Origin of the sequence: Flavobacterium cheongpyeongense (assembly GCF_003202435.1) — a bacterium.
GTDB classification, from domain to species: Bacteria; Bacteroidota; Bacteroidia; order Flavobacteriales; family Flavobacteriaceae; genus Flavobacterium; species Flavobacterium cheongpyeongense.
In genome coordinates this window covers 135,008-156,672 of the sequence record NZ_QJHK01000012.1, presented here as the reverse complement: position 1 = coordinate 156,672, position 21,665 = coordinate 135,008, and the positions used below count along the sequence as shown (strand labels likewise).

Annotated in this window: 22 protein-coding genes and 1 tRNA gene; 20 read left to right on the top strand and 3 right to left on the bottom strand. The window is 33.5% G+C overall.

The window, feature by feature from the left end; genetic code table 11:
- Positions 1 to 212: 212 nt before the first annotated feature.
- The 4 genes from DMB65_RS14330 (at position 213) to DMB65_RS14315 (ending at position 1,961) form a co-directional block, all read left to right on the top strand.
- Positions 213 to 743, top strand: a complete 531-nt coding sequence (locus tag DMB65_RS14330) for an alpha/beta hydrolase (protein WP_165834945.1) — start codon at positions 213 to 215, stop codon at positions 741 to 743.
- 25 nt (positions 744 to 768) lie between these two features.
- Positions 769 to 1,227: an SRPBCC family protein gene (locus tag DMB65_RS14325; protein ID WP_110307324.1), complete on the top strand. Its 459-nt coding sequence runs from the start codon at positions 769 to 771 to the stop codon at positions 1,225 to 1,227.
- 101 nt (positions 1,228 to 1,328) lie between these two features.
- Complete coding sequence (locus DMB65_RS14320) at positions 1,329 to 1,700, top strand: hypothetical protein (RefSeq protein WP_110307323.1); 372 nt, start codon at positions 1,329 to 1,331, stop codon at positions 1,698 to 1,700.
- A 78-nt stretch (positions 1,701 to 1,778) separates the two neighbouring features.
- The gene (locus DMB65_RS14315; protein WP_110307322.1) at positions 1,779 to 1,961 is read left to right on the top strand and encodes a hypothetical protein; all 183 of its coding nucleotides are present in this window, start codon (positions 1,779 to 1,781) and stop codon (positions 1,959 to 1,961) included.
- Between the two features lie 259 nt (positions 1,962 to 2,220).
- On the opposite strand, the gene DMB65_RS14310 is transcribed toward DMB65_RS14315, so the two are convergent.
- On the bottom strand, positions 2,221 to 3,582 hold the full coding sequence (locus DMB65_RS14310; protein WP_110307321.1) for a hydroxymethylglutaryl-CoA synthase family protein: 1,362 nt from the start codon (positions 3,580 to 3,582) through the stop codon (positions 2,221 to 2,223).
- Between the two features lie 362 nt (positions 3,583 to 3,944).
- Here DMB65_RS14310 and DMB65_RS14305 point away from each other — a divergent pair, with 362 nt between their 5' ends.
- The 5 genes from DMB65_RS14305 (at position 3,945) to DMB65_RS14285 (ending at position 9,435) form a co-directional block, all read left to right on the top strand.
- The gene (locus DMB65_RS14305) at positions 3,945 to 4,610 is read left to right on the top strand and encodes a succinate dehydrogenase cytochrome b subunit (protein WP_110307320.1); all 666 of its coding nucleotides are present in this window, start codon (positions 3,945 to 3,947) and stop codon (positions 4,608 to 4,610) included.
- Positions 4,611 to 4,625: 15 nt separating this feature from the next.
- Positions 4,626 to 6,626: a fumarate reductase/succinate dehydrogenase flavoprotein subunit gene (locus DMB65_RS14300; RefSeq protein WP_110307319.1), complete on the top strand. Its 2,001-nt coding sequence runs from the start codon at positions 4,626 to 4,628 to the stop codon at positions 6,624 to 6,626.
- Positions 6,627 to 6,708: 82 nt separating this feature from the next.
- Complete coding sequence (locus DMB65_RS14295; protein ID WP_110307318.1) at positions 6,709 to 7,455, top strand: succinate dehydrogenase/fumarate reductase iron-sulfur subunit; 747 nt, start codon at positions 6,709 to 6,711, stop codon at positions 7,453 to 7,455.
- Positions 7,456 to 7,558: 103 nt separating this feature from the next.
- On the top strand, positions 7,559 to 8,596 hold the full coding sequence (locus DMB65_RS14290) for a hypothetical protein (protein ID WP_110307317.1): 1,038 nt from the start codon (positions 7,559 to 7,561) through the stop codon (positions 8,594 to 8,596).
- 71 nt (positions 8,597 to 8,667) lie between these two features.
- Entirely contained in the window at positions 8,668 to 9,435 is a 768-nt protein-coding gene (locus tag DMB65_RS14285) for an amidohydrolase (RefSeq protein ID WP_110307329.1), read from the top strand.
- Here DMB65_RS14285 and DMB65_RS14280 read toward each other — a convergent pair.
- A complete protein-coding gene (locus DMB65_RS14280) occupies positions 9,432 to 11,123 on the bottom strand; it encodes an Ig-like domain-containing protein (RefSeq protein ID WP_110307316.1) in 1,692 nt (563 codons plus the stop codon). The genes DMB65_RS14285 and DMB65_RS14280 overlap by 4 nt on opposite strands.
- A gap of 182 nt (positions 11,124 to 11,305) precedes the next feature.
- Here DMB65_RS14280 and DMB65_RS14275 point away from each other — a divergent pair, with 182 nt between their 5' ends.
- The 5 genes from DMB65_RS14275 to DMB65_RS14255 all read left to right on the top strand — a co-directional run bounded on the left by DMB65_RS14275 (position 11,306) and on the right by DMB65_RS14255 (position 15,621).
- Positions 11,306 to 12,310, top strand: coding sequence for a hypothetical protein (locus DMB65_RS14275; RefSeq protein WP_110307315.1), 1,005 nt, complete (start codon positions 11,306 to 11,308; stop codon positions 12,308 to 12,310).
- Positions 12,270 to 14,627, top strand: coding sequence for a hypothetical protein (locus DMB65_RS14270; RefSeq protein ID WP_110307314.1), 2,358 nt, complete (start codon positions 12,270 to 12,272; stop codon positions 14,625 to 14,627). The genes DMB65_RS14275 and DMB65_RS14270 overlap by 41 nt, the downstream gene beginning before the upstream one ends.
- 11 nt (positions 14,628 to 14,638) lie before the next feature.
- Positions 14,639 to 15,043 (top strand): methylmalonyl-CoA epimerase, encoded by a 405-nt coding sequence (mce, locus tag DMB65_RS14265; protein WP_110307313.1) that lies wholly within the window; start codon positions 14,639 to 14,641, stop codon positions 15,041 to 15,043.
- 137 nt (positions 15,044 to 15,180) lie between these two features.
- Positions 15,181 to 15,254: transfer RNA gene (locus DMB65_RS14260), tRNA-Ile, on the top strand.
- Positions 15,255 to 15,411: 157 nt separating this feature from the next.
- On the top strand, positions 15,412 to 15,621 hold the full coding sequence (locus tag DMB65_RS14255; protein ID WP_110307312.1) for a hypothetical protein: 210 nt from the start codon (positions 15,412 to 15,414) through the stop codon (positions 15,619 to 15,621).
- A 33-nt stretch (positions 15,622 to 15,654) separates the two neighbouring features.
- Here DMB65_RS14255 and DMB65_RS14250 read toward each other — a convergent pair whose 3' ends face one another.
- Positions 15,655 to 16,245 carry a riboflavin synthase gene (locus DMB65_RS14250; RefSeq protein ID WP_110307311.1) on the bottom strand — a complete coding sequence of 197 codons (591 nt, stop codon included), beginning with the start codon at positions 16,243 to 16,245 and terminating at the stop codon, positions 15,655 to 15,657.
- Positions 16,246 to 16,302: 57 nt separating this feature from the next.
- Between DMB65_RS14250 and pdxA the strand changes: the two genes are divergently transcribed.
- The 6 genes from pdxA to accC all read left to right on the top strand — a co-directional run bounded on the left by pdxA (position 16,303) and on the right by accC (position 21,348).
- Positions 16,303 to 17,352 (top strand): 4-hydroxythreonine-4-phosphate dehydrogenase PdxA, encoded by a 1,050-nt coding sequence (gene pdxA, locus DMB65_RS14245; protein ID WP_110307310.1) that lies wholly within the window; start codon positions 16,303 to 16,305, stop codon positions 17,350 to 17,352.
- A 106-nt stretch (positions 17,353 to 17,458) separates the two neighbouring features.
- Positions 17,459 to 18,001, top strand: coding sequence for a YceD family protein (locus tag DMB65_RS14240; RefSeq protein ID WP_110307309.1), 543 nt, complete (start codon positions 17,459 to 17,461; stop codon positions 17,999 to 18,001).
- A gap of 9 nt (positions 18,002 to 18,010) precedes the next feature.
- Complete coding sequence (rpmF, locus tag DMB65_RS14235) at positions 18,011 to 18,205, top strand: 50S ribosomal protein L32 (RefSeq protein ID WP_031455170.1); 195 nt, start codon at positions 18,011 to 18,013, stop codon at positions 18,203 to 18,205.
- 173 nt (positions 18,206 to 18,378) lie between these two features.
- Positions 18,379 to 19,377, top strand: a complete 999-nt coding sequence (locus DMB65_RS14230) for a beta-ketoacyl-ACP synthase III (protein WP_110307308.1) — start codon at positions 18,379 to 18,381, stop codon at positions 19,375 to 19,377.
- Between the two features lie 23 nt (positions 19,378 to 19,400).
- Positions 19,401 to 19,889 carry an acetyl-CoA carboxylase biotin carboxyl carrier protein gene (gene accB, locus DMB65_RS14225; RefSeq protein ID WP_110307307.1) on the top strand — a complete coding sequence of 163 codons (489 nt, stop codon included), beginning with the start codon at positions 19,401 to 19,403 and terminating at the stop codon, positions 19,887 to 19,889.
- 109 nt (positions 19,890 to 19,998) lie between these two features.
- Entirely contained in the window at positions 19,999 to 21,348 is a 1,350-nt protein-coding gene (gene accC, locus DMB65_RS14220) for an acetyl-CoA carboxylase biotin carboxylase subunit (protein ID WP_110307306.1), read from the top strand.
- The last annotated feature ends 317 nt before the right edge of the window (positions 21,349 to 21,665 follow it).

The following is a 21,665-nucleotide window of genomic DNA, read 5'->3' as shown; positions in this document are numbered from 1 at the left end:
TTATATTTTCCATTTATTGAATTCTAATGACAATACTAAAAAACAAGCTAAAGCAAGATAGAACCTCGTTAAGTATCTAAAAATATACAATATTTAACAAAACGAAATTATTTATCGGACAACAATGTTTTCAAAATAATAGTGCGGTTACTGTAGAAAACACAAATGACTATTATTTATTTACACCTAAAAAAGAATTCAAAAACGTTTTGATGTTTTATCCCGGAGCAATGGTAGAAACAGAAGCCTATGTTCCCCTTTGCAGAAAACTTTCAGAAAAAAACATAAAAGTATATTTGATAAAAATGCCGTGGCGTCTTGCCTCAGGAGGCTACAATAAACCCAAAGAGTTACATCTCTTCACTGAGGATTCGAAAACGTATATTCTTGCCGGACATTCACAGGGTGGAAAAATGGCAGCAGAGTTTGTTTATGAAAATCCTAAATTAATTGATAAACTGATCTTGATTGGAACTTCTCATCCAAGAGATATTTCTCTGTCAAGTGCTGAAATCCCAATCTTAAAAATTTACGGTTCAAAAGATGGCGTGGCAGATGAAGGATCTATTTTGAAAAACAAATCGAAATTACCCGAAACTGCCAAATTTTTAAAGATAGAAGGAGCAAATCATTGTCAGTTTGCTTATTATGGTTTTCAGCTTGGAGATGATAAAGCGGATATTAGCAGAGAGCAACAGCAGAAGCAAACTTTAATGGAGATATTGAAATTTATAAATGAATGATTTTGTGTAATTAAACAATCAAAACATGACTTCAGAAAATATTTCAGCAAAACCGGAAAACGAAATCATATCCACAAGAGTTATAAACTTTCCAAAAGAGCTTGTTTATTCGGCATGGGCAGATCCTGATCATTTAAAAAATTGGTGGGGACCAAAAGGATTTACAAATACCTTTACCGAATTCGATTTTCGTCCCGGAGGTAAATGGAGTTTTATGATGCATGGTCCTGAAAAAGGAAATTATCCTAACGAATGTGAGTTTACAAGAATAGAAAAACCAAGTCTCATAGCCTGGAAACGAATTTCAAAACCGCTTTTTCAGGTGGCCGTGTCATTTGAAGCGGTTTCAGATAATGAAACAAAAATTGTTTTTAAAATGATTTTTGATACGCCGGAAGAGTGTAATAAATTAAAACCTTTTGTAGTCGATAAAAATGAAGAAAACTTTGATAAACTCGAAATTGAGTTGTCAAAAATGAAATAGCAGAATCAAATTTATAATTGATTGAAATATAAAGCGTATTTATTATTCTTAAACAATAAGATGTAAATTTGGCTATAGAAATTCCTGCAAACACATACTAATTGAATAAATATCTAAAATACCTGATTTCTCTCTTTCTGGCTTTTGTACTGATTGCGAATGATGGTACTTTAGATTCTCAGGCAAAATCAGCAGATTATTACCAGTCTTCCTATGTAATTCTCAAACGGGAATTAGATTTTAAGAATTCCCGATTATATGTTTTAGGTCGATTTATTTCCCGGGTACAAGCTTCGTTTTCAATTCCTCTGCCGTCATTGGAATTTTCAGATGTTTGTAGTTTTCAAATTCGGATTCTTCTAAAATTACGAACACTTCTTTATCAACATATCAATTCATTTATAAAACAATCTGTTTTTCTAAATGAATTACTTACCTCAAACAATTTATATAAAAGTTTATACAGCGCTTAGAGAATTTCTTTCCTAAGAATTTATGCGCTTCAACGCATAAGATGATTCAATAATGTATAATCATTAATCATTTACAAAATGTATAAACACAAAAACAAAACACGTTTGGAGAAATCCAGACGACCACTTCTTTGGATAAAAAGAAAACTGATTGTAATTATGACTGCCTTTATGCTCGGAATGTCAAACGGAATGGATATGGAAGATAGAACTATGAAAGGAAATCACATACATACAGAACAACAGGATAAGAAGGATTGATTATTGTTGTTGTTCTTTTTGTCATTTCGACGAAAGGAGAAATCACACTAGTAATTCGACAAAGATTATCTAGACGAAAAGTATGTCATCCCGAGGAACGAGGGATCTTCGCAAGTAGCTCGACAAAGATTGGCGATTTTGATTGCAGAGTTTCTTGTGTGATTCCTCGTCCCTCGGAATGACAAGATTGTGATTAATAAAAAAAACCGAAGCAATTAAACTTCGGTTTTATTGGAATTTGGAATTTTAAAATTAGAGTTTAATCCACCCATTTGTAATATCTCGCCCCAATTAAATTAGGAATTTCTTTTTCGATTCTATCTAAAACCCATTCGTTTTTAGGTGTTCGGACACTTTGTTTTTGTTCTTTCTTGTGAAGACTTTCGTAAGTTTCAAAACCTATTTCTGTACTTTCTTGCAGATTTTCAAAAAGTTTGGTTTTGGCTAAAGCCGATTGCCACTCCGGCTGAATCGTCCCTTCAAAAACTTTCGATTTCGATCCGCTTCCATAAGCTAAAAAACCGAATTTATTTCCGGAGATTTCTTTTTTACTATCATAAAAATGTGCCAAGGTTGACAATAGTCCCATGAAAATAGAACCTGTATAAAGATTTCCAATCAAAGAAGAAGCTAATTCTGCAGGTTGTAATTTCTCGGTAACGAATTTTCGGTACTCATCAGATTTTGCTACTTCTTTAATTTTGTTTTGATAATCAGCAGACTCGATGTTTTCTGTAATGATTTTAGCAGCATGATCTAATGCGTAGATTTCAGATAACATTCTGCGTCCCTGAAAAGAATACGGAAGGTGCATGATGATGCTGTTCCAGGAATTGTATAAAGTATCGGTTGAGTTTTTCAATTTTTTGAATGAAAAGTAAGCAGATCGCGTACGATCCATATAACACTGATTGGAATATTGTCCATCAAAAACAGGCTGGTCTTTGTGGATTTCGATTTCGGCTTCTAAATTGTCAAACCAGGAATCGTTATTTGTATTCTTTGTGATTGCTTCTTTTGAAAGGTTTCTGTACGGTTTGAAAAAGTCGAAAACGCCTTTTGTGCTGGTTGCCCAATTATCATCAAAAGCAATAATTTTTGGATCTGAAGTGACTAACATTGCAACTGCTCCTGCGCCTTGTGTATATTCTCCGGTTGAATTTAAATCGTATTTTGCAAAATCAGTCGTAACCACAATGGCTTTTTTGGTAGGATTCAGTTTTACAAAGTCAATACAGTTTTGCAAAGCATCGACACCACCGATACAGGCAAAAGTAAAATCGACAACATCGCATTCTGCCAGCATATCCTCACCAAATTTCTGTTCCATTAAATTAATTAAATAGGAAGCAATGGGTTTTGAACTGTCAATACTGCTTTCGGTACCAACGTAAATCCGACTGATTTCGTTCAGGTTTATCTTATTGTCAATAATAAGTCTGGTTAAAGCATTCGCTCCAAAAACCACAGCATCCTGATGAACGTCTGGTAAAGTCATTTTCAGTAATCCTAGACCCTTTTCCAGTTTTTCGGGTTCAATATTTCTGGCTGTTGCCAAAGTTTTTATGGGTAAATGTATGTTGGCTACATCAAAAGAGATAGCATCAATTCCTGTTTTCATTCTCATTTTTTTTGAAGCGGGTAAAGGTAAAGTTTATGGAGTGGAATGACAATTTTTTAAGAGTATAAAATTCTCGTTTAAAGACACTTTTTTAGAAAACCAGTCAAAACTTTGATTAAAATAATAATTTAGTAAATTTTTGTTATTTTTTTCGTGCATGTATATTTTAATAAATAAACGAGGTTAATTGTGTATTTAAAATTTTTTATAATAAATAAATGCATTATTTGTTTTTTTTATACGTAAAAGTACGTATACGTAGTCTATTTTAAAATGATTATAAATAACAACGAAATGGTTGTAGTTGATTTCTAATTGCGCTATTTTTGCTTAATTTTTTAAAACAAACTACTTAAACACTTATGGCACAATCTGCACTATTGAATGCTTCCATCTTAAAGAAAGTGGCTATGGCTCTTTCGGGAATATTCTTAATCACGTTTTTAGCGCTGCATGTTACCTTAAACTTTATTTCTATTATCAGTGAAGATGTTTTTAATACGGCTTCACATTTTATGGGTTACAATCCGCTAATACAATTTGTAATGCAACCAATTTTGGCTTTCGGGGTAATTTTCCATTTCATAATGGGATTTATACTAACTGCTCAAAACAGAGCTGCTAGACCTATTGCTTATGCAAATTACAACGGAGCTGCAAACGCTTCATGGAGTTCCAGAAATATGATTATTTCCGGATTGGTTATCTTGGCTTTCTTAGGATTACATTTTTATGATTTTTGGTTTCCTGAGGTTGCCTACAAATATATTGCAGGAACTGAGCCTGATGCTACAAGGTATTATGGAGAGTTAGTTCATAAATTTCATGACCCGATTCGTACAGGATTATACTGTATTTCTTTTATCCTTTTAGGATTCCATTTATGGCACGGATTTGCATCTTCTCTTCAGTCAGTGGGGATGCACAATAAATATTCAAGGTTTTTAGCAAAAGTAGGTTACTGGTTTGCAGTTGTAGTTCCGGCTGCTTTTGTAATTATCGCCTTATTTCATCATTTCAACCAATAATTAATATCAATTATAATGGCATTAGATTCAAAAATTCCAAATGGTCCTATAGCGGATAAATGGACAAATTATAAAGATCATATTAATTTAGTAAACCCTGCTAACAAACGTAATTTAGATATTATCATTGTTGGTACAGGATTGGCCGGAGGTTCTGCTGCGGCAACTTTAGCTGAATTAGGGTATAACGTAAAAGCATTTTGTTTTCAGGATTCACCTCGTCGTGCGCACTCTATCGCAGCACAAGGAGGGATTAATGCTGCAAAAAATTATAAAGGTGACGGTGACTCGGTTTACAGATTGTTCTACGATACTGTAAAAGGAGGTGACTACCGTGCACGTGAGGCAAACGTTCACCGTTTGGCCGAAGTTTCTGCAAATATTATCGACCAGTGTGTGGCTCAGGGGGTACCATTGGCTCGTGAATATGGTGGACTTTTGGATAACCGTTCATTTGGAGGAACTTTGGTTTCCCGTACATTTTATGCACAGGGTCAAACAGGGCAACAGTTATTGTTAGGAGCTTATTCTGCAATGAACCGTCAGATTGGTCGTGGTAAAGTAAAAATGTACAACCGTCACGAAATGCTCGATTTAGTAATTGTTGATGGTAAAGCGAGAGGTATTATTGCCCGAAACTTAATTACCGGAGAAATAGAAAGGCATTCTGCTCACGCTGTAGTAATTGGATCCGGAGGATACGGTAACGTATTTTTCCTTTCAACAAATGCTATGGGATCTAATGCGACTGCAGCCTGGAAAATTCATAAAAAAGGAGCATTTTTCGCTAATCCTTGCTACACACAAATTCACCCAACCTGTATTCCGGTTTCCGGAGATCACCAGTCAAAACTGACTTTGATGTCTGAGTCGCTGCGTAACGACGGACGTATCTGGGTTCCTGCAAAATTAGAAGATGCTCAGGCAATCCGTGAAGGAAAGAAAAAAGCAACCGATTTATCTGAAGAGGAAAGAGATTATTTCTTAGAAAGGAGATATCCTGCTTTTGGTAACTTAGTGCCTCGTGACGTTGCATCCCGTGCTGCAAAAGAAAGATGTGATGCCGGATTTGGAGTAAACAAAACCGGAGAAGCAGTTTACTTGGATTTCGCAGCAGCGATCAAAAGATACGGAACAGAAGCAGCATACGTAAAAGGTTTAGATGCTAATGATGCTGCTTTAGTAACTAAATTAGGAACTGAAATTGTAAAAAGTAAATACGGGAACTTATTCCAAATGTATTTAAAAATTGTTGACGAAGATCCTTATGTAACGCCAATGATGATTTACCCGGCGGTTCACTACACTATGGGAGGTACTTGGGTTGATTATAATTTAATGACTACCATTCCTGGATGTTTCTCAATCGGAGAATCTAACTTCTCTGATCACGGAGCAAACAGACTTGGAGCTTCTGCTTTGATGCAGGGCTTAGCCGACGGATATTTCGTACTACCTTATACCATTGGGGATTATTTAGCTCCGGATATTAAAATGGGACCAATTTCTACAGATTTACCTGAATTCGTAGAAGCTGAGAAAAATGTAAAAGAGCTAATTGATAAATTTATCAATAATAAAGGGACACATTCTGTAGATCATTTCCATAAAAAATTGGGGAAAATTATGTGGGATAAAGTTGGAATGGCCCGTAATGAAAAAGGATTAAACGAAGCTATTGAAGAAATTGCCGCTTTACGTGAAGAGTTTTATAAAGATGTAAAAGTGCCTGGAACTGCAAACGAATTTAATCAGGAACTGGAAAAAGCAATCCGTGTTGCCGATTTCTTAGAATTAGGGGAATTGTTCGCAAAAGATGCTTTACACCGTAATGAGTCTTGTGGAGGTCACTTCCGTGAAGAATACCAGACAGAAGAAGGGGAAGCACTTCGTGATGACGAAAACTTTGCGTACGTAGCAGCCTGGGAGTACAAAGGAAAACCAAGTGATGCCGTATTACACAAAGAACCTCTGGTTTACGAAAACATTAAATTAGTACAGCGTAGTTACAAATAGAATTTGGTCAAAAGTCCAAAGTCCAAAGTCTTAAAGTGTTAGACTTTCGATTTAGACTTTATGACTTTTAAACTTAAAAAAGATGAAACTTACATTAAAAATATGGCGTCAGAAAAACGCCCAGGATAAAGGAGGAATCGTTGATTACCCAATTGACGGAATCGAACCGGATATGTCTTTCCTTGAAATGCTTGACGTTCTTAACGAAAAATTAATCAACAAAGGAGAAGAACCGGTAGCATTTGACCACGACTGTCGTGAGGGAATCTGCGGAATGTGTTCTTTATTCATCAATGGAGAAGCACACGGGCCAGACAGAGGAGTAACGACTTGTCAGTTACACATGCGTATGTTTAAAGATGGTGATACGATTTTTATCGAACCATTCAGAGCAAAAGCGTTCCCTGTAATTAAAGATTTAGTTGTTGACAGAAGTTCTTTTGACAGAATTCAACATGCAGGAGGATTTATCTCGGTAAATACTTCAGGAAATACAATTGATGCCAATACCATTCCAATTAATAAAGCCGATGCAGATAAATCATTTGATGCTGCAGCGTGTATTGGTTGTGGAGCTTGTGTTGCCACTTGTAAAAACTCATCAGCAATGTTGTTCGTGGGTGCAAAAGTATCTCAATATGCTTTGTTGCCACAAGGTAAAGTTGAGGCTACTGAACGTGTACTAAACATGGTTCACCAAATGGATTTAGAAGGTTTTGGTAACTGTACCAACACCGGAGCTTGTGAAGTAGAATGTCCTAAAGGAATTTCTCTTGAAAATATTGCACGTATGAACCGTGAATATTTAGCGGCAAGCTTAAAAGGATAAGTAAATAAAACTTCGTTATAGAAAAGAGGCTGTCTAAATGGTATGGACAGCCTCTTTTTTGTTATTTTTAACCATATAAATAATTGTAAACAAAATCATTTAAATGAAAAGTATTTTACTCGTAATAATGCTTGTTCTAAGTGTTAAAAATTATGCTCAGCTAGCAGTTACTCCATCAGAACGAGGTGCTAATGAAGAATTTAAAAAAGGGCAATTAGAAAATTTTAAAAAAACAACAACAGTTTTTGTTTTACCGACTACGTACAAAAAAGAAGAATATGAAAAAGTTTTAAAAGAGGTTTGGACTGTTACCTCTTTTAAAGTGGTAGATTTTAAAGATTTTAAGCATTTAGATTTTGTGAACGGGAGTTACTCGTTTGCTGAAATTTTTGGTGATCTTTTAAGAACTTCAAGTGGGACGATGTATCTTCATACTAATTTAGGTATAAAAGTTTTAAGTAAAGAAAAGTTTGAAAAAGAGTTTCGAAAGCTCCAAATCGATGACAAAAAATACGATAAGAAATTAAGAGATCTTATTAATGAAAATTTATCATATGTAGCAAGAATTCCACTTTGTCCTACTAATGAATTTTTAAGGAATGCTTTAGGGTCTTTGGATCTTATGAAATTAAAATTTCCCGATGAAAAAATGGAAAAATTATATGAAGAAATGTATACTAAAGTAAGTTTTACAAATACGAACTTAGGAATGCTTAAAAATTATTTTCAACAAATTGATCAAATTATTACTAAAGAAGAGCATTGTGGACTTTATGATAATTTTGTTAATCCGAAAATAAAAAATTTAAAAGAAAGTATACTTTATATTCCTGAAGTTTATATGATGAAATATGATGCATGGAGATTTAGTGAAGCGCTTAGAGATGAAAAAGAGATTAAGAAACTTTTAGAAGATTATAAATATAAGTTTCAGTTTATAAAAGATAAAGATTTGGAAAATAAAATTTTAGATAATGAAGATGTTTATTATTTAAGATATGTTAGTATGAATGGGAATAAATATTTACAAATTGTAAATGCTAAATCTGGTGATCCTGCATATTATGTTTATGATGCGATGAGTTATAATTTAAAAGATGATGATTTTAAGAAAATTAATAAAGCTGTAGAAGCTAAATGATTTTAAATTGTAAAGAAAACGCATTCATTAATTTGGATGCGTTTTTTTATCTTTATATGAAAATAAACAAAATGAAAATAGCCCTTATACAATCTGATCTTGTTTGGGAAGATGCTCAGGTAAACAGAATTAATTTAAATGCTAAAATAGGCAAAATATGCGATGATGTTGATTTGATTGTCCTTCCGGAAATGTTTTCAACAGGATTTACCATGAAAGCTTCAGAAGTGGCTGAGACGATGCAGGAAAAAACTGTTCAATGGATGAAAGAAATGGCTGAAGCTAATAATTGTGCTATTGCAGGCAGTTTAATAATTTCAGAGAACAAAGAATACTATAATCGGTTATTGTTTGTTTTCCCGTCAGGAGAAATTCAATATTATGATAAAAGACATTTGTTTACTTTGGCTGGAGAAGATAAAGTGTATACAGCAGGAAGCAAAAAACAAATCGTTTATTATTTGGGCTGGAAAATTTGCCTGCAGATTTGTTATGATTTGCGTTTTCCTGTATTTGCCAGAAATGTAGAAAACTATGATTTACTCCTGTATGTAGCCAACTGGCCTAAGGTAAGGATAAATGCGTGGGATATTCTGTTGAAAGCCCGTGCAGTAGAAAATCTTAGTTACACAATTGGAGTTAACAGAATAGGTTTGGATGCGAACAACCATCAGTACAATGGTCATTCTCAGGTGATTGATTTTCTTGGGAATCCAATTTTGGAACCACAAGAAAATGAAGGTGTTTTTATAGTAAATTTAGATAGAAATATCATGTTGGAAACCCGAAAAAAAGTGGATTTCCTTAGTGACAAGGATGTGTTTGAAATTAAAGACTAAAAAGCAGTTTTCTTTCTTTTCTTTTCTGCTTTTTGCTTGTCTTCTTCTTTCTTTTTTTCTAATGCAGGGTCGAAAGGGATACTTAAATCCAAAGATTCAATTTTGTCCCAATTCGCATGCAGGTCAATTTCTTCCTGATAATAAAAAACTTCTTCGGCATATTTTTTTTCTAAATAATTACCGGGGTCGTATTTTTTATTTTTATTGTCATCATAAATTATCCGGACTGAATATACACTTGGCTCTAAAAGCAAAAAATCAAATTTAGTCTCTGATTCTGAATACGCACTAGCCAGTACAACATCACCTTTTTTATTAGTTAATTCAACGATAATCGGGAAACGTTTTACATTTTGTAAATTTAGCGTAAGATTTCCGTATTCTTCTATTTCACGTGTGTTCAGCTTATAGGATAAAGTGTCATTCGGTTTTTCATTAAGATCGGTTAAAGCACCTGGCAAAAAAGTGAAATTATATTTTTGTGCGGGTTCTTTTTTAAAATCGAAATATAGTTTTTGTTCAAACTCATCATATTCTGTTGTGTAAGGAACAGCTGTTGAATCTTTATTCACTAATTGTATTTTGGACTTATCAAATTTGACAAGCGGCGTAGCAGATTCAAGCGTAAATTTGTCTCTGAAATGAATAATACCATTTTGTAAAGCAGTAATATTCAGAGAGTCTTTTTTCTGGTTTTTGATTTTAAAAGTAAACTTTTTTTCGTAGTTATCCTTACTTACTTCCATTGATAATGAATCAGCTTTTATGGGTTTGTACCAAACCTGTAGCGAATCTTTTTTAGGGAATTGAGTTATAATGGTTTCAATGACATCATTGCCGTTTTTAAGTACAATTTTAGGTTTCGAATCTTTGAAGTTTTGTTTCCCTTCATACGGAAGCAATAATCGGTTCCCCGATGCCTGTATAGGTTTGAAAACTTTTAAAGGAAGTCGTTCTTTAAATAATTCCAACTCAAAAACAGTGTCGTTTGGTATTGTTATATACTGTTTTAAAAAACCAATTTTGTCTTCTTTCGGGTTGAATTTATTATTATTTCCTTTGTCTTTTAAAGCTACCAGAAGATATTTTCCCGCTTTTAGGTTTTCTAATCGAAAAGTTGTTAAGCTGTCTAAAGTATTCGTTATATAACGTGGGTTTTCTTTATAAATAACAGAATCCTTAAATTTGTCATTAACCTCATACAACATTACAGTTACAAAATTATCGGCAGTTTTGTCGTAAGAATCTTTGATTCTTCCGTTGAGGGCAAGAGAATCAATATAGGTCCCAGTCGAGAAAACATATTTGAATTGATTATAAGGATTTCCTTCGTTATTATCCGTAATACTTTGCCCAAAATTAAGACTGTAAGTGGTGTTGGGCTGTAAAGTATCTAAAATCTTTATATTAATAAACTTACTTGCATTTGTAGGTGTAATAACAGGAGGGTTTTTCATTGGCGGTGAAATAATCAACTGTTTATTGGCATTTTTAAGTTTTACATATTCATCAAATGTCAGAATGATTTCATCAGCCTTAAAGTCAGTACTGAAATTTTTAGGCGAACTTGATTTTAAAATAGGAGCAAGTGTATCTTTTAAACCTCCGGTTATGCTGCCGCGCTTGGCGCAGCCTATCATCAAAAATATCAATAAAAAACTAAAATATTTTAAGCTGTTTTTCAACATAACGATTTGTGATTTAATTCCACAAAATAACAACTATATTTGCTTTAATTGAAATTTTTTATCGTTTTATTAGGTTTTAAAATTGGCCTTAAAATTGATTTTAATTCAAGAAAAAGATGTAGCAGTAATTTATAAGCGGGATATAATTTCTTACATTTGGTCTCCAATTTAATTTACAGGTTTTGAAAAAGAGTTTCGTTTTGGTTTTACTGTTTTTTTTACTGATTTCATGTAGTGAAAATAACAAGCCAATTGTTTCTTTTTATTATTGGAAAACCATTTTCAAATTGTCTGAAACAGAAAAGGAAACGCTCCGTGAAAATAATGTCCGTAAAATTTATATTCGCTATTTTGACATTGATTTACATCCAAAAGATACAAATCCGATTCCTTTAAGTCCAATTCATTTTAAGGAAACGATGAAGGATTTTGATGTTGTACCTGTAATTTATATCAAAAATAAGGTAATGCTGAAACCTGAAATTGATGTTAAAGATTTAGCAAAAAAAACCGTTGGACTGATAAACGAGATCAATTCTAAAAATAAAATTTACAGTAAGGAAATTCAAATCGACTGCGACTGGACCCTCAGCAGTAAGGATAATTATCTGGAATTTATTGAGGTATTCAGGGAGATTTCAAAGAAGAAAATTTCAGCAACAATTCGGCTTCATCAGATTAAATATTTTAAAAAAACTAAAATACCAAATGTTGATTCCGGTGTTTTGATGTATTACAATATGGGGACAATCGCAAATGATTCTTCAAACTCTGTTTATGATAAGAAAATTGCAGAACGTTATCTGAAAAGTTTGAAAAAATATCCTCTGCATCTTGATTTTGCTTTGCCAATATATTCCTGGGCAGTTCATATCAGAAATCAAAAGGTGATTGGGCTTCGTTCAAAAATGAGTATTTCGGAACTCAAAAGAGATGTGAATTTCAAACAAATAAATTCCAATTTTTTTAAGGTGATACATTCTAATTATAAAAATGGCATGTTTTATGAAGAAAATGATGTGCTCAAAATCGAAGCTGTTTCATCAGAAGATTTAACAGAAATGGCAGAAGACCTATGTGAATGTGCTGCCCAAAAGCCAAACGAAATTATTTTTTACGACTTAGACGAATTCAATATAAAAAACTATGAAAAGAATATTTTTAAACAAGTTGTTTCTTGCTTCTAGCGGCATTTTACTTTTTGCTTACAGTATTATTTACGCTTGCGCAGATGGTTATGACTGGGATTATTTTGGTTATAATTCAAATTTTACCCCAGAAACATTTGCAGATAAATCGTATTCGCCGCTTTTTTTATCTGGTGATATTTTCTACGGAATTAGGTTTGATAGTGAACACAATTCTCGTTTTAATGACAACATAAAATCAGATTGGGAAACGTTTTTAAAAGGAAAAGCAGATGCTCCAACAGTAAAATATTTCATGATTGGTCTGGATGACGAGAGGTCGTATGAAAAACGAGATAAACGACCAGAAAATAAAGTTGAGATTGAGCAGCTTCATGTTTTTTATAAAACCAAAAAAGAGAATAAAGCTTCGCTGAAATGGGGTAAAAAAATTAGTTTGAAAGATAATAAAATAAAGAGCTTTATTGAATTTCTATATTTAGCTCAAAAAATAGAAACTGTTTCTTTAGGCGATAGTTATTGGAGTTATGAGCCGGTTGTCGCCAAAACATTTGATGATGCAAAAATGATTCAGTCGATCGAGAATGTTTACAATACGACCTCAGATCCCTTTCTGAAAAACCGATACTGGTTTCTGACAATGAAGGCGCGTTTTTATAGTAAGGACAAACAAAAAGCGATTTTATTTTTTAATAAAACTGAAGCTAATGTTGTTAAAAATACCTTGTATTATCGTGCACTTGCTTATGTGGCGGGTATCAATTATAAGCAAAAAAAATATGCAGTTTCTAATTATTTGTATGCAAAGGTTTTTGATAAATGCCCGGAAATGAGAGTGGTAACGGCATATTGTTTTAATCCAAAAAGCGAATTCGACTGGAATAAATCATTGGCAATGGCCAAAAATAATAAAGAGAAAGCAGCTCTTTGGGCAATTCACGGTTATCATAAAGATGAAAAGCAAGGTATTGAAAAGATTTATGAATTAGATCCAAAAAGTGAACACTTAAATTATCTGGTAACTCGTATAGTTAATAAACAAGAGGAGAGTATAAACAATTCCTTTACGCAGGATGCAGGGGGAAATGTTTCAATGAAGCAACAATCAATTGCAGAAAACAGAACTGAAAATTATGCGAAACTGGATAAGAATGCATTTGATTTAATTGCTAAAATTTCTGCTGCAGGAAATACCCAAAGACCTTATTTGTGGGATATTGCATTAGGATACCTGCAAACATTAAAAGGGGATTATGAAAATGCCGACAGAAATTTTGATAAAGCTGAAAAAACACTTCCGAAAACAGAATTGGCAGGTTATCAGTTAAGGTTATTGCGGTTTGTGAACAATATGAGTAAAATCGATAAACTTACAGATAAAAATGAAAAAACAATTCTGGCAGATTTGAACTGGCTTTACAATGAACTTCCAAAAACTTATAAAGGACAGGATTTTCGTTATCAAAATGCATCTTCATGGAGCAGAAATTATTTGTCTGTACTTTATAGAGCAAAATCTGATCCGGTGATGGAAGAGATATTCCGTGAATCGCGTTACAGTTATTGGAATGATGGGAATGCTTTTTATGATAATGAAAAAAACCTGCAGGCTATAAAAACATTTTTATCCAAACCAAATAAAACCGAAATAGAGAAAATAGGCGCAGGAATTTATAATTTAAAGCTAAAAGATATTAATAATTTTCAGGCTGTTCAGGCGACCTTTCAAAATAAAATTTCAGAAGCAATTGGATTTATGCAACAGACAGATTCTGTTCAATATCAAACTTTTTTAGGGAATCCGTTCAATGGAAATATTAAAGACTGTCACGACTGCGATCACGCTGCTTATCAAAAAAAGAAATACAGTTACCTCGATTTTTTAAATACAATAAAAATAATGCAGGAAAAACTGGCTCAAAAAGAGGATGTTTACACCAATAGTTTATTGCTTGGAAATGCATTTTACAACATTACCCATTTTGGTAACGGAAGAACTTTTTATGAAATAACGATAATAGGTTACGGATCAAGTCCGTATTCTTTTAGGGATTCGATGGAACAAATGATAACCAATTGCGATTTGCCAAAAATGTATTATCAAAAAGCATTTGAAGCAGCAACGACTAAAGAGCAAAAAGCAAAATGTATTTATTTAATGTCAAAATGTGAGCGCAATCAATATTACAATGATAAATATAATAAAGTCAATAGCTGGTGGGAAATCCAGGAAGATAAAGTTAATTTTATTGCCTGGAACGGATTTAAAACGTTGCAAAAGGATTATTCGGATACAAAATATTATCAGGATGTAATTGCAGAATGTGGTTATTTTAATACATACGTCAATCAATAAATTGTTAGGATATGGTAAATAAAATTGAACATATTGGAATTGCAGTAAAAAACATAGATGATGCCAATGTTTTATTTGAAAAACTATTAGGTGTTCCGTCGTATAAAACGGAAACGGTAGAAACAGAAAGTGTGGTAACTTCTTTTTTTCAGACAGGAACCAACAAAATTGAACTTTTAATGGCTACTGACCCCGAAAGTCCAATTGCAAAGTTTCTGGAGAAAAAAGGAGAAGGAATTCATCATATCGCTTTTGATGTAGATGATATAGAAACTGAAGTAATCCGATTAAAAAAGGAAGGTTTTGTTTTGATAAACGAGCATCCAAGGCCTGGAGCAGACAATAAAATCGTTGTTTTTTTACACCCTAAAAGTACAAACGGTGTTTTAATCGAGCTTTGTCAGGAAATAACGTAAGTTTTGATGTTTTAATAATTAACTGATAATCAATTTGGTTTTAAAGAAGAATTGTTAATATTTAAATTAAAGACAAATGAGGTCTTAAAATATTTGGAACGAATGAAAAATAGTAGTAATATTGCAAACTCTTAACCGGTCCTATAGCTCAGCTGGTTAGAGCACCTGACTCATAATCAGGTGGTCCCTGGTTCGAGCCCAGGTGGGACCACAAAAAAGCTTCATAGATTTGTGAAGCTTTTTTTGTATGATAGTTTTTTTTCAATAAAAAGCAATATATTTGTTCCGGATTTTATGAAAGAACCACGCTTTGTTAATCCATTAAATCAAATTTAAGGTAAACTAAGATTTAAAATATTTCGTTTTTTATGAAAATGATGAATAAGATTTTGACTGTTGTTTTTTTACTATTAGGTAATTTTACTGTTTTTGCTCAGCCCCCTGGTCCTGGTAATGGTCCTCCTCAGCCTCCTGCTCCAATTGATGGTGTTGGTTTGTTGATTCTGGTGTTGGCGGCAATTCTATTAGGAATGTATGTAATATATAAGCATAAATTAAAAACAAAAGCTTCAGAATAAACTGAAGCTTTTGTTTTTGTAAATAAGTTTTGTTTATTTGTTGAGTGAGTAAAGTCTCGCAATATATTTCCCTACTACATCAAATTCTAAATTAATCTTTGTTCCGATCTGGAAACTTTTGAAATTTGTATTTTCAAAAGTATAAGGTATTATAGATACACTAAATTCGTTTGACTTAGAGTTTACTACTGTTAGGCTGACCCCATTTACGGTTATTGAGCCTTTTTCGATTGTAATATTGTTAAGGTTTTTGTCGTATTCAAAAGTATAATTCCAGCTTCCATTGGCTTCTTCAATTTTCAGACAGGTTCCTGTTTGGTCTACATGGCCTTGTACAATATGTCCGTCAAGACGGTCACCAAGTTTCATTCCTCTTTCTAAATTAACAATGTCGCCCGTTTTCCAGTCGCCAATATTGGTTTTCAAAATGGTTTCCTCAATTGCAGTTACCGTATAAAAAGAATCTTTTATGGCAATAACCGTTAAGCAGATTCCGTTATGAGATACACTCTGGTCAATTTTTAATTCGTTTGTAATGGATGAATCAACGGTTATGTGCAGATTGTTTTGGTCTTTTTGTATTTCGTGAATCCTTCCTAAGGTTTCTATAATTCCTGTGAACATTGTTGGTTTTATTTACTAAATTTGCACATCAAAATTAGTAATAAATAATTGGAGCTCATGAATAAAAAAGCAGAAAATATAATTGTTGGGATTTCGATTGGGGATTTAAACGGTATTGGAAGCGAAGTTATATTAAAAACATTCGAAGATTCCCGTATGTTGGAATTATGTACGCCAGTTATTTTTGCAAATGCCAAAATACTTTCTTTCGTAAAAAAAAGCTTTACATCAGCAGTTCAGTTTCACGGTGTTGACAGATTAGATCAGGTTGTGCCCGGAAAAGTAAATGTTTTTAATCTTTGGCGGGAAAGTGTTGATATAAATTTAGGGGCAAACGATGAGAAAATAGGGCAGTACGCTATAAAATCTTTCGTAGCTGCTACAAAAGCACTAAAAGATGGGGAGATTGATGTTTTAGTGACTGCACCGATAAATAAATATAATATTCAATCAGAAGATTTTAAATTTCCGGGACATACAGATTATTTGGGTCGGGAATTAGAAGGGAATGCATTGATGATGATGGTTCATGATGATTTGAGAGTTGGCCTGCTGACAGATCATGTTCCTTTAAATGAAGTTTCTTCTCATTTGACAGAAGAATTAATAACAAGAAAAATCGAAACAATCAGAAAGTCTCTGATTCAGGATTTTAGTATTGTGAAACCTAAAATTGCTGTATTGAGTTTAAATCCACATGCAGGTGATGGCGGTGTGATAGGAAAAGAAGATGATGTTGTATTAAAACCTGCATTAAAGAAAATATTTGATGCCGGAACTATGGTTTTTGGTCCTTTTCCTGCAGATGGTTTTTTTGGGAGTGGTCAGTATGAAAAATATGACGCTGTTGTGGCTACCTATCACGATCAGGGTTTGATTCCTTTTAAAACGTTATCATTCGGAAAAGGGGTAAATTATACTGCTGGGTTAAATAGGATTAGAACCTCACCGGATCACGGTACGGCTTATGATATAGCAGGTAAAGACATGGCGGATTATAATTCGTTTAAAGAGGCTGTGTATCTGGCAATAGATGTTTTTCGTTCACGTAATCTATATAAAGATATTAGTGCAAAACCACTAAAAATAAAAGAAAAACAGTTATAAACAAAAAAAGGTGAATAAGATTATTAGTTTTATAATAATTTTATATCTTTGCACCCCAATTCAGGTATCTGAGTTTTAGAACCTAATTGTAAAAATTGATGTTGAAATGCGCAAATCAAAAGAATTTTTAATTCCTTTCGTTGGATTAAAGCTGGGAAAACACCATTTTGAGTATCAAATAAATAAGAAGTTCTTTGAGGACTTTGATTATGATGAATTTCAAAGTTCAGCTATCAAAGTCAGTTTAGTTTTAGATAAAAAAGCTAATATGCTGGAACTGGATTTCAAACATAAAGGGACTGTAAATGTTCCTTGTGATTTAACCAGTGAAGATTTTGATTTGCCTGTAAAAGGAAAGATGAAGCTTATCGTTCGTTTTGGTGACGAGTTTAATAATGATAATGAAGAGCTGCTAATTTTACCTCATGGAGAATTTGAATTGGACGTATCGCAATATATTTATGAAATGATTGCGCTGTCTGTTCCGCTAAAACGGGTTCATCCAGGTGTGAAAGACGGAAGTCTGCAAACCGAAGCTCTCGCAAAGCTAAATGATTTAAAGGTCAAAGAAACAAAAGAAGAAAGTAAACAAGAAGAAGATATTGACCCGCGTTGGGACAAATTAAAGAAACTATTAACGGATAAATAATATAGTAAAATGGCACATCCTAAGAGAAAAATCTCGAAAACAAGAAGAGATAAGAGAAGAACACATTATAAAGCTACAGTAGCTCAAATCGCTACATGTCCTATTACAGGAGAAGCACATTTATACCACAGAGCTTACTGGCATGAAGGTAAAATGTATTACAGAGGGCAAGTTGTTATCGATAAATCTGAAGCGGTTGCTTAATACGTTTTTGTAAATGATATTAGAACTCTCACTATGTGAGAGTTTTTTTTGTTGGTTATAATTTTCTTTTTTAAGGAAATTTACGACAATACGTTTAGAATTTTTTTTGTAATTTTCAAGTCTTTTAAAAATTTTTCAAATACGTTGTATTTGAGAGGAAATAATAGAATATAATGAATACAATCACAGCCGCAATTACCGCTGTTGGAGCTTATGTTCCAGACTTTGTGCTTTCAAACAAAGTACTAGAAACAATGGTCGATACTAATGATGAATGGATTACTACTCGTACCGGGATAAAAGAAAGAAGAATTTTAAAAGATGCTGACAAAGGGACTTCGTACCTAGCCATAAAAGCAGCACAGGATTTAATAGCAAAAGCGAATATTGATCCTTTGGAAATTGATATGATTATCATGGCGACAGCTACACCAGACATGATGGTCGCTTCTACAGGTGTTTATGTGGCAACAGAAATTGGGGCAACAAATGCATTTTCATACGATTTACAGGCAGCATGTTCCAGCTTTTTATATGGAATGTCAACTGCAGCTGCCTATGTTCAATCGGGAAGATATAAAAAGGTGTTATTAATTGGTGCTGATAAAATGTCATCAATCGTAGATTATACAGACAGAACAACTTGTATTATTTTCGGAGATGGAGCCGGAGCTGTTTTATTTGAACCAAATTATGAAGGTTTAGGCTTACAGGATGAATATTTGAGAAGTGATGGTGTAGGACGTGATTTTCTAAAAATTCCTGCAGGAGGGTCTTTGATTCCTGCGTCAGAAGAGACAGTGAAAAACAGGCAGCATAATATCATGCAGGATGGTAAAACTGTTTTTAAATATGCAGTAACCAATATGGCTGATGCCAGTGAGTTGGTTTTAAAAAGAAACAACCTGACTAATGAAGATGTAAACTGGTTAGTTCCGCATCAGGCTAATAAGCGAATAATTGATGCTACAGCTGGCAGAATGAATCTTGAAGATTCAAAAGTATTAATGAATATCGAAAGATATGGTAATACAACTTCTGGAACTTTGCCATTAGTATTGGCTGATTTTGAGCACCTGCTTAAAAAAGGAGATAATGTTATTTTTGCCGCTTTTGGTGGTGGATTCACTTGGGGATCTATTTACCTGAAATGGGCTTACGATAAAAAATAAATTAAAACTAAAAACGAATCATTATGGATTTAAAAGAAATTCAAAACCTAATCAAATTTGTTGCAAATTCGGGAGTTGCAGAGGTTAAGTTAGAAATGGACGATGTAAAGATCACTATTAGAACAACTTTGGAAACAAATGTAACTGAGGCTACTTATGTGCAGCAGTTGCCTGCTCAGGCGGCATTACCACAAGCAGTCGCACCTCAACAAACTGCGCCGGTAGTTGTAAACGTAAATAGTGAAGCGGCTGCTCCTGCTGAAAATTCTAAATTCATTACTATAAAATCTCCTATTATCGGAACATTCTATAGAAAACCATCACCAGACAAACCCGTTTTTACAGAAGTAGGAAGTACTATTGCAAAAGGTGATGTTCTGTGTGTAATTGAAGCAATGAAATTATTTAACGAAATCGAATCAGAAGTTTCAGGTAAAATTGTAAAAATTCTTGTAGATGATATGTCTCCTGTAGAATTTGACCAGCCTTTATTCTTAGTTGATCCATCATAAATAAATTTAGATTTTAGATTTTAGATTTTAGAATGGTTTTCGTAAATTTTTTGTTAATCATCTAAAATTATCTAATTATCAAATTGTCTAATTATCTAATTAAAATAAGATGTTTAAAAAAATATTAATTGCGAATAGAGGAGAAATTGCACTTCGTGTAATTCGTACTTGTAAGGAAATGGGAATTAAAACTGTAGCAGTTTACTCTACAGCCGATGCAGAAAGTTTGCATGTTAAATTTGCTGATGAAGCGGTTTGTATTGGTCCTCCTCCGAGTAACTTGTCGTATTTAAAAATGTCAAATATCATTGCTGCTGCCGAAATTACCAATGCAGATGCAATACACCCGGGTTATGGATTTCTTTCAGAGAATGCTAAATTCTCAAAGATTTGTCAGGAACATGGGATCAAATTTATTGGTGCAGCTCCTGAAATGATTGACAGAATGGGAGATAAAGCTTCTGCAAAAGCAACGATGAAGGCTGCAGGAGTTCCATGTGTACCAGGCTCTGACGGATTATTAGAATCTTTTGAGCAAACACAAAAATTAGCTAAAGAATTTGGTTATCCGGTCATGCTTAAAGCTACTGCCGGTGGTGGTGGAAAAGGAATGCGTGCTGTTTGGAAAGAAGAAGAATTATTGAAAGCATGGGAAAGTGCTCGTCAGGAAGCTGCTGCAGCATTTGGAAATGACGGTATGTACATGGAGAAACTTATTGAAGAACCGCGTCATATTGAAATTCAGGTTGTTGGGGATTCATATGGAAAAGCGTGTCACCTTTCTGAAAGAGATTGTTCTGTGCAACGTCGTCACCAAAAATTGACAGAAGAGACACCTTCGCCTTTCATGACAGATGAACTTCGTACTAAAATGGGAGAAGCTGCCGTAAAAGCTGCTGAATTCATTAAGTATGAAGGTGCAGGAACAGTAGAATTTTTAGTGGATAAACACAGAAATTTCTATTTCATGGAAATGAATACCCGTATTCAGGTAGAGCATCCAATTACAGAACAGGTTATTGATTATGACCTGATCCGTGAGCAGATTATGGTCGCTGCAGGTATTCCAATTTCAGGCAAAAATTATTTACCGGAATTACATGCTATAGAATGTCGTATTAATGCTGAAGATCCTTATAATGATTTTCGTCCTTCACCGGGAAAAATCACTACGTTACATATGCCAGGAGGACACGGTGTACGTTTAGATACTCATGTTTATTCTGGTTACAGTATTCCGCCAAATTACGATTCTATGATCGCTAAGTTAATTACAACAGCTCAGTCCCGTGAAGAGGCTATTAGCAAAATGCGAAGAGCTTTGGACGAGTTTGTTATTGAAGGTGTGAAAACTACAATACCTTTTCATAGACAATTAATGGATGATCCAAGATATATTGCAGGCGATTATACAACTGCTTTTATGGATACTTTCAAAATGAATCCTATAGAAGAATAAATTTATTTCAGTATATTTTATAAACCGCACATTTCTGTGCGGTTTTTTTATATATGATTATGAATTTAGAATTCAAATCAGATCCTAAACTAATATTACGCTATACAAAATATGTAAGTTTATAAATAAAATAGATTGATTTATAAAAACAAAAAAGCTCCCAAGTTGGGATGTGCTTTTAAAATTATTTAGTTGCGGGATAATTAATTACAAACTCCAAGTAGTATAAAAAACTTTGTGTTAATCTTTTATTTTGAAGTAGCCCTTCTGCTGGTTTTCTGGCTAATCCTATGCCTGTACATAAAAGAAAAAGAGGG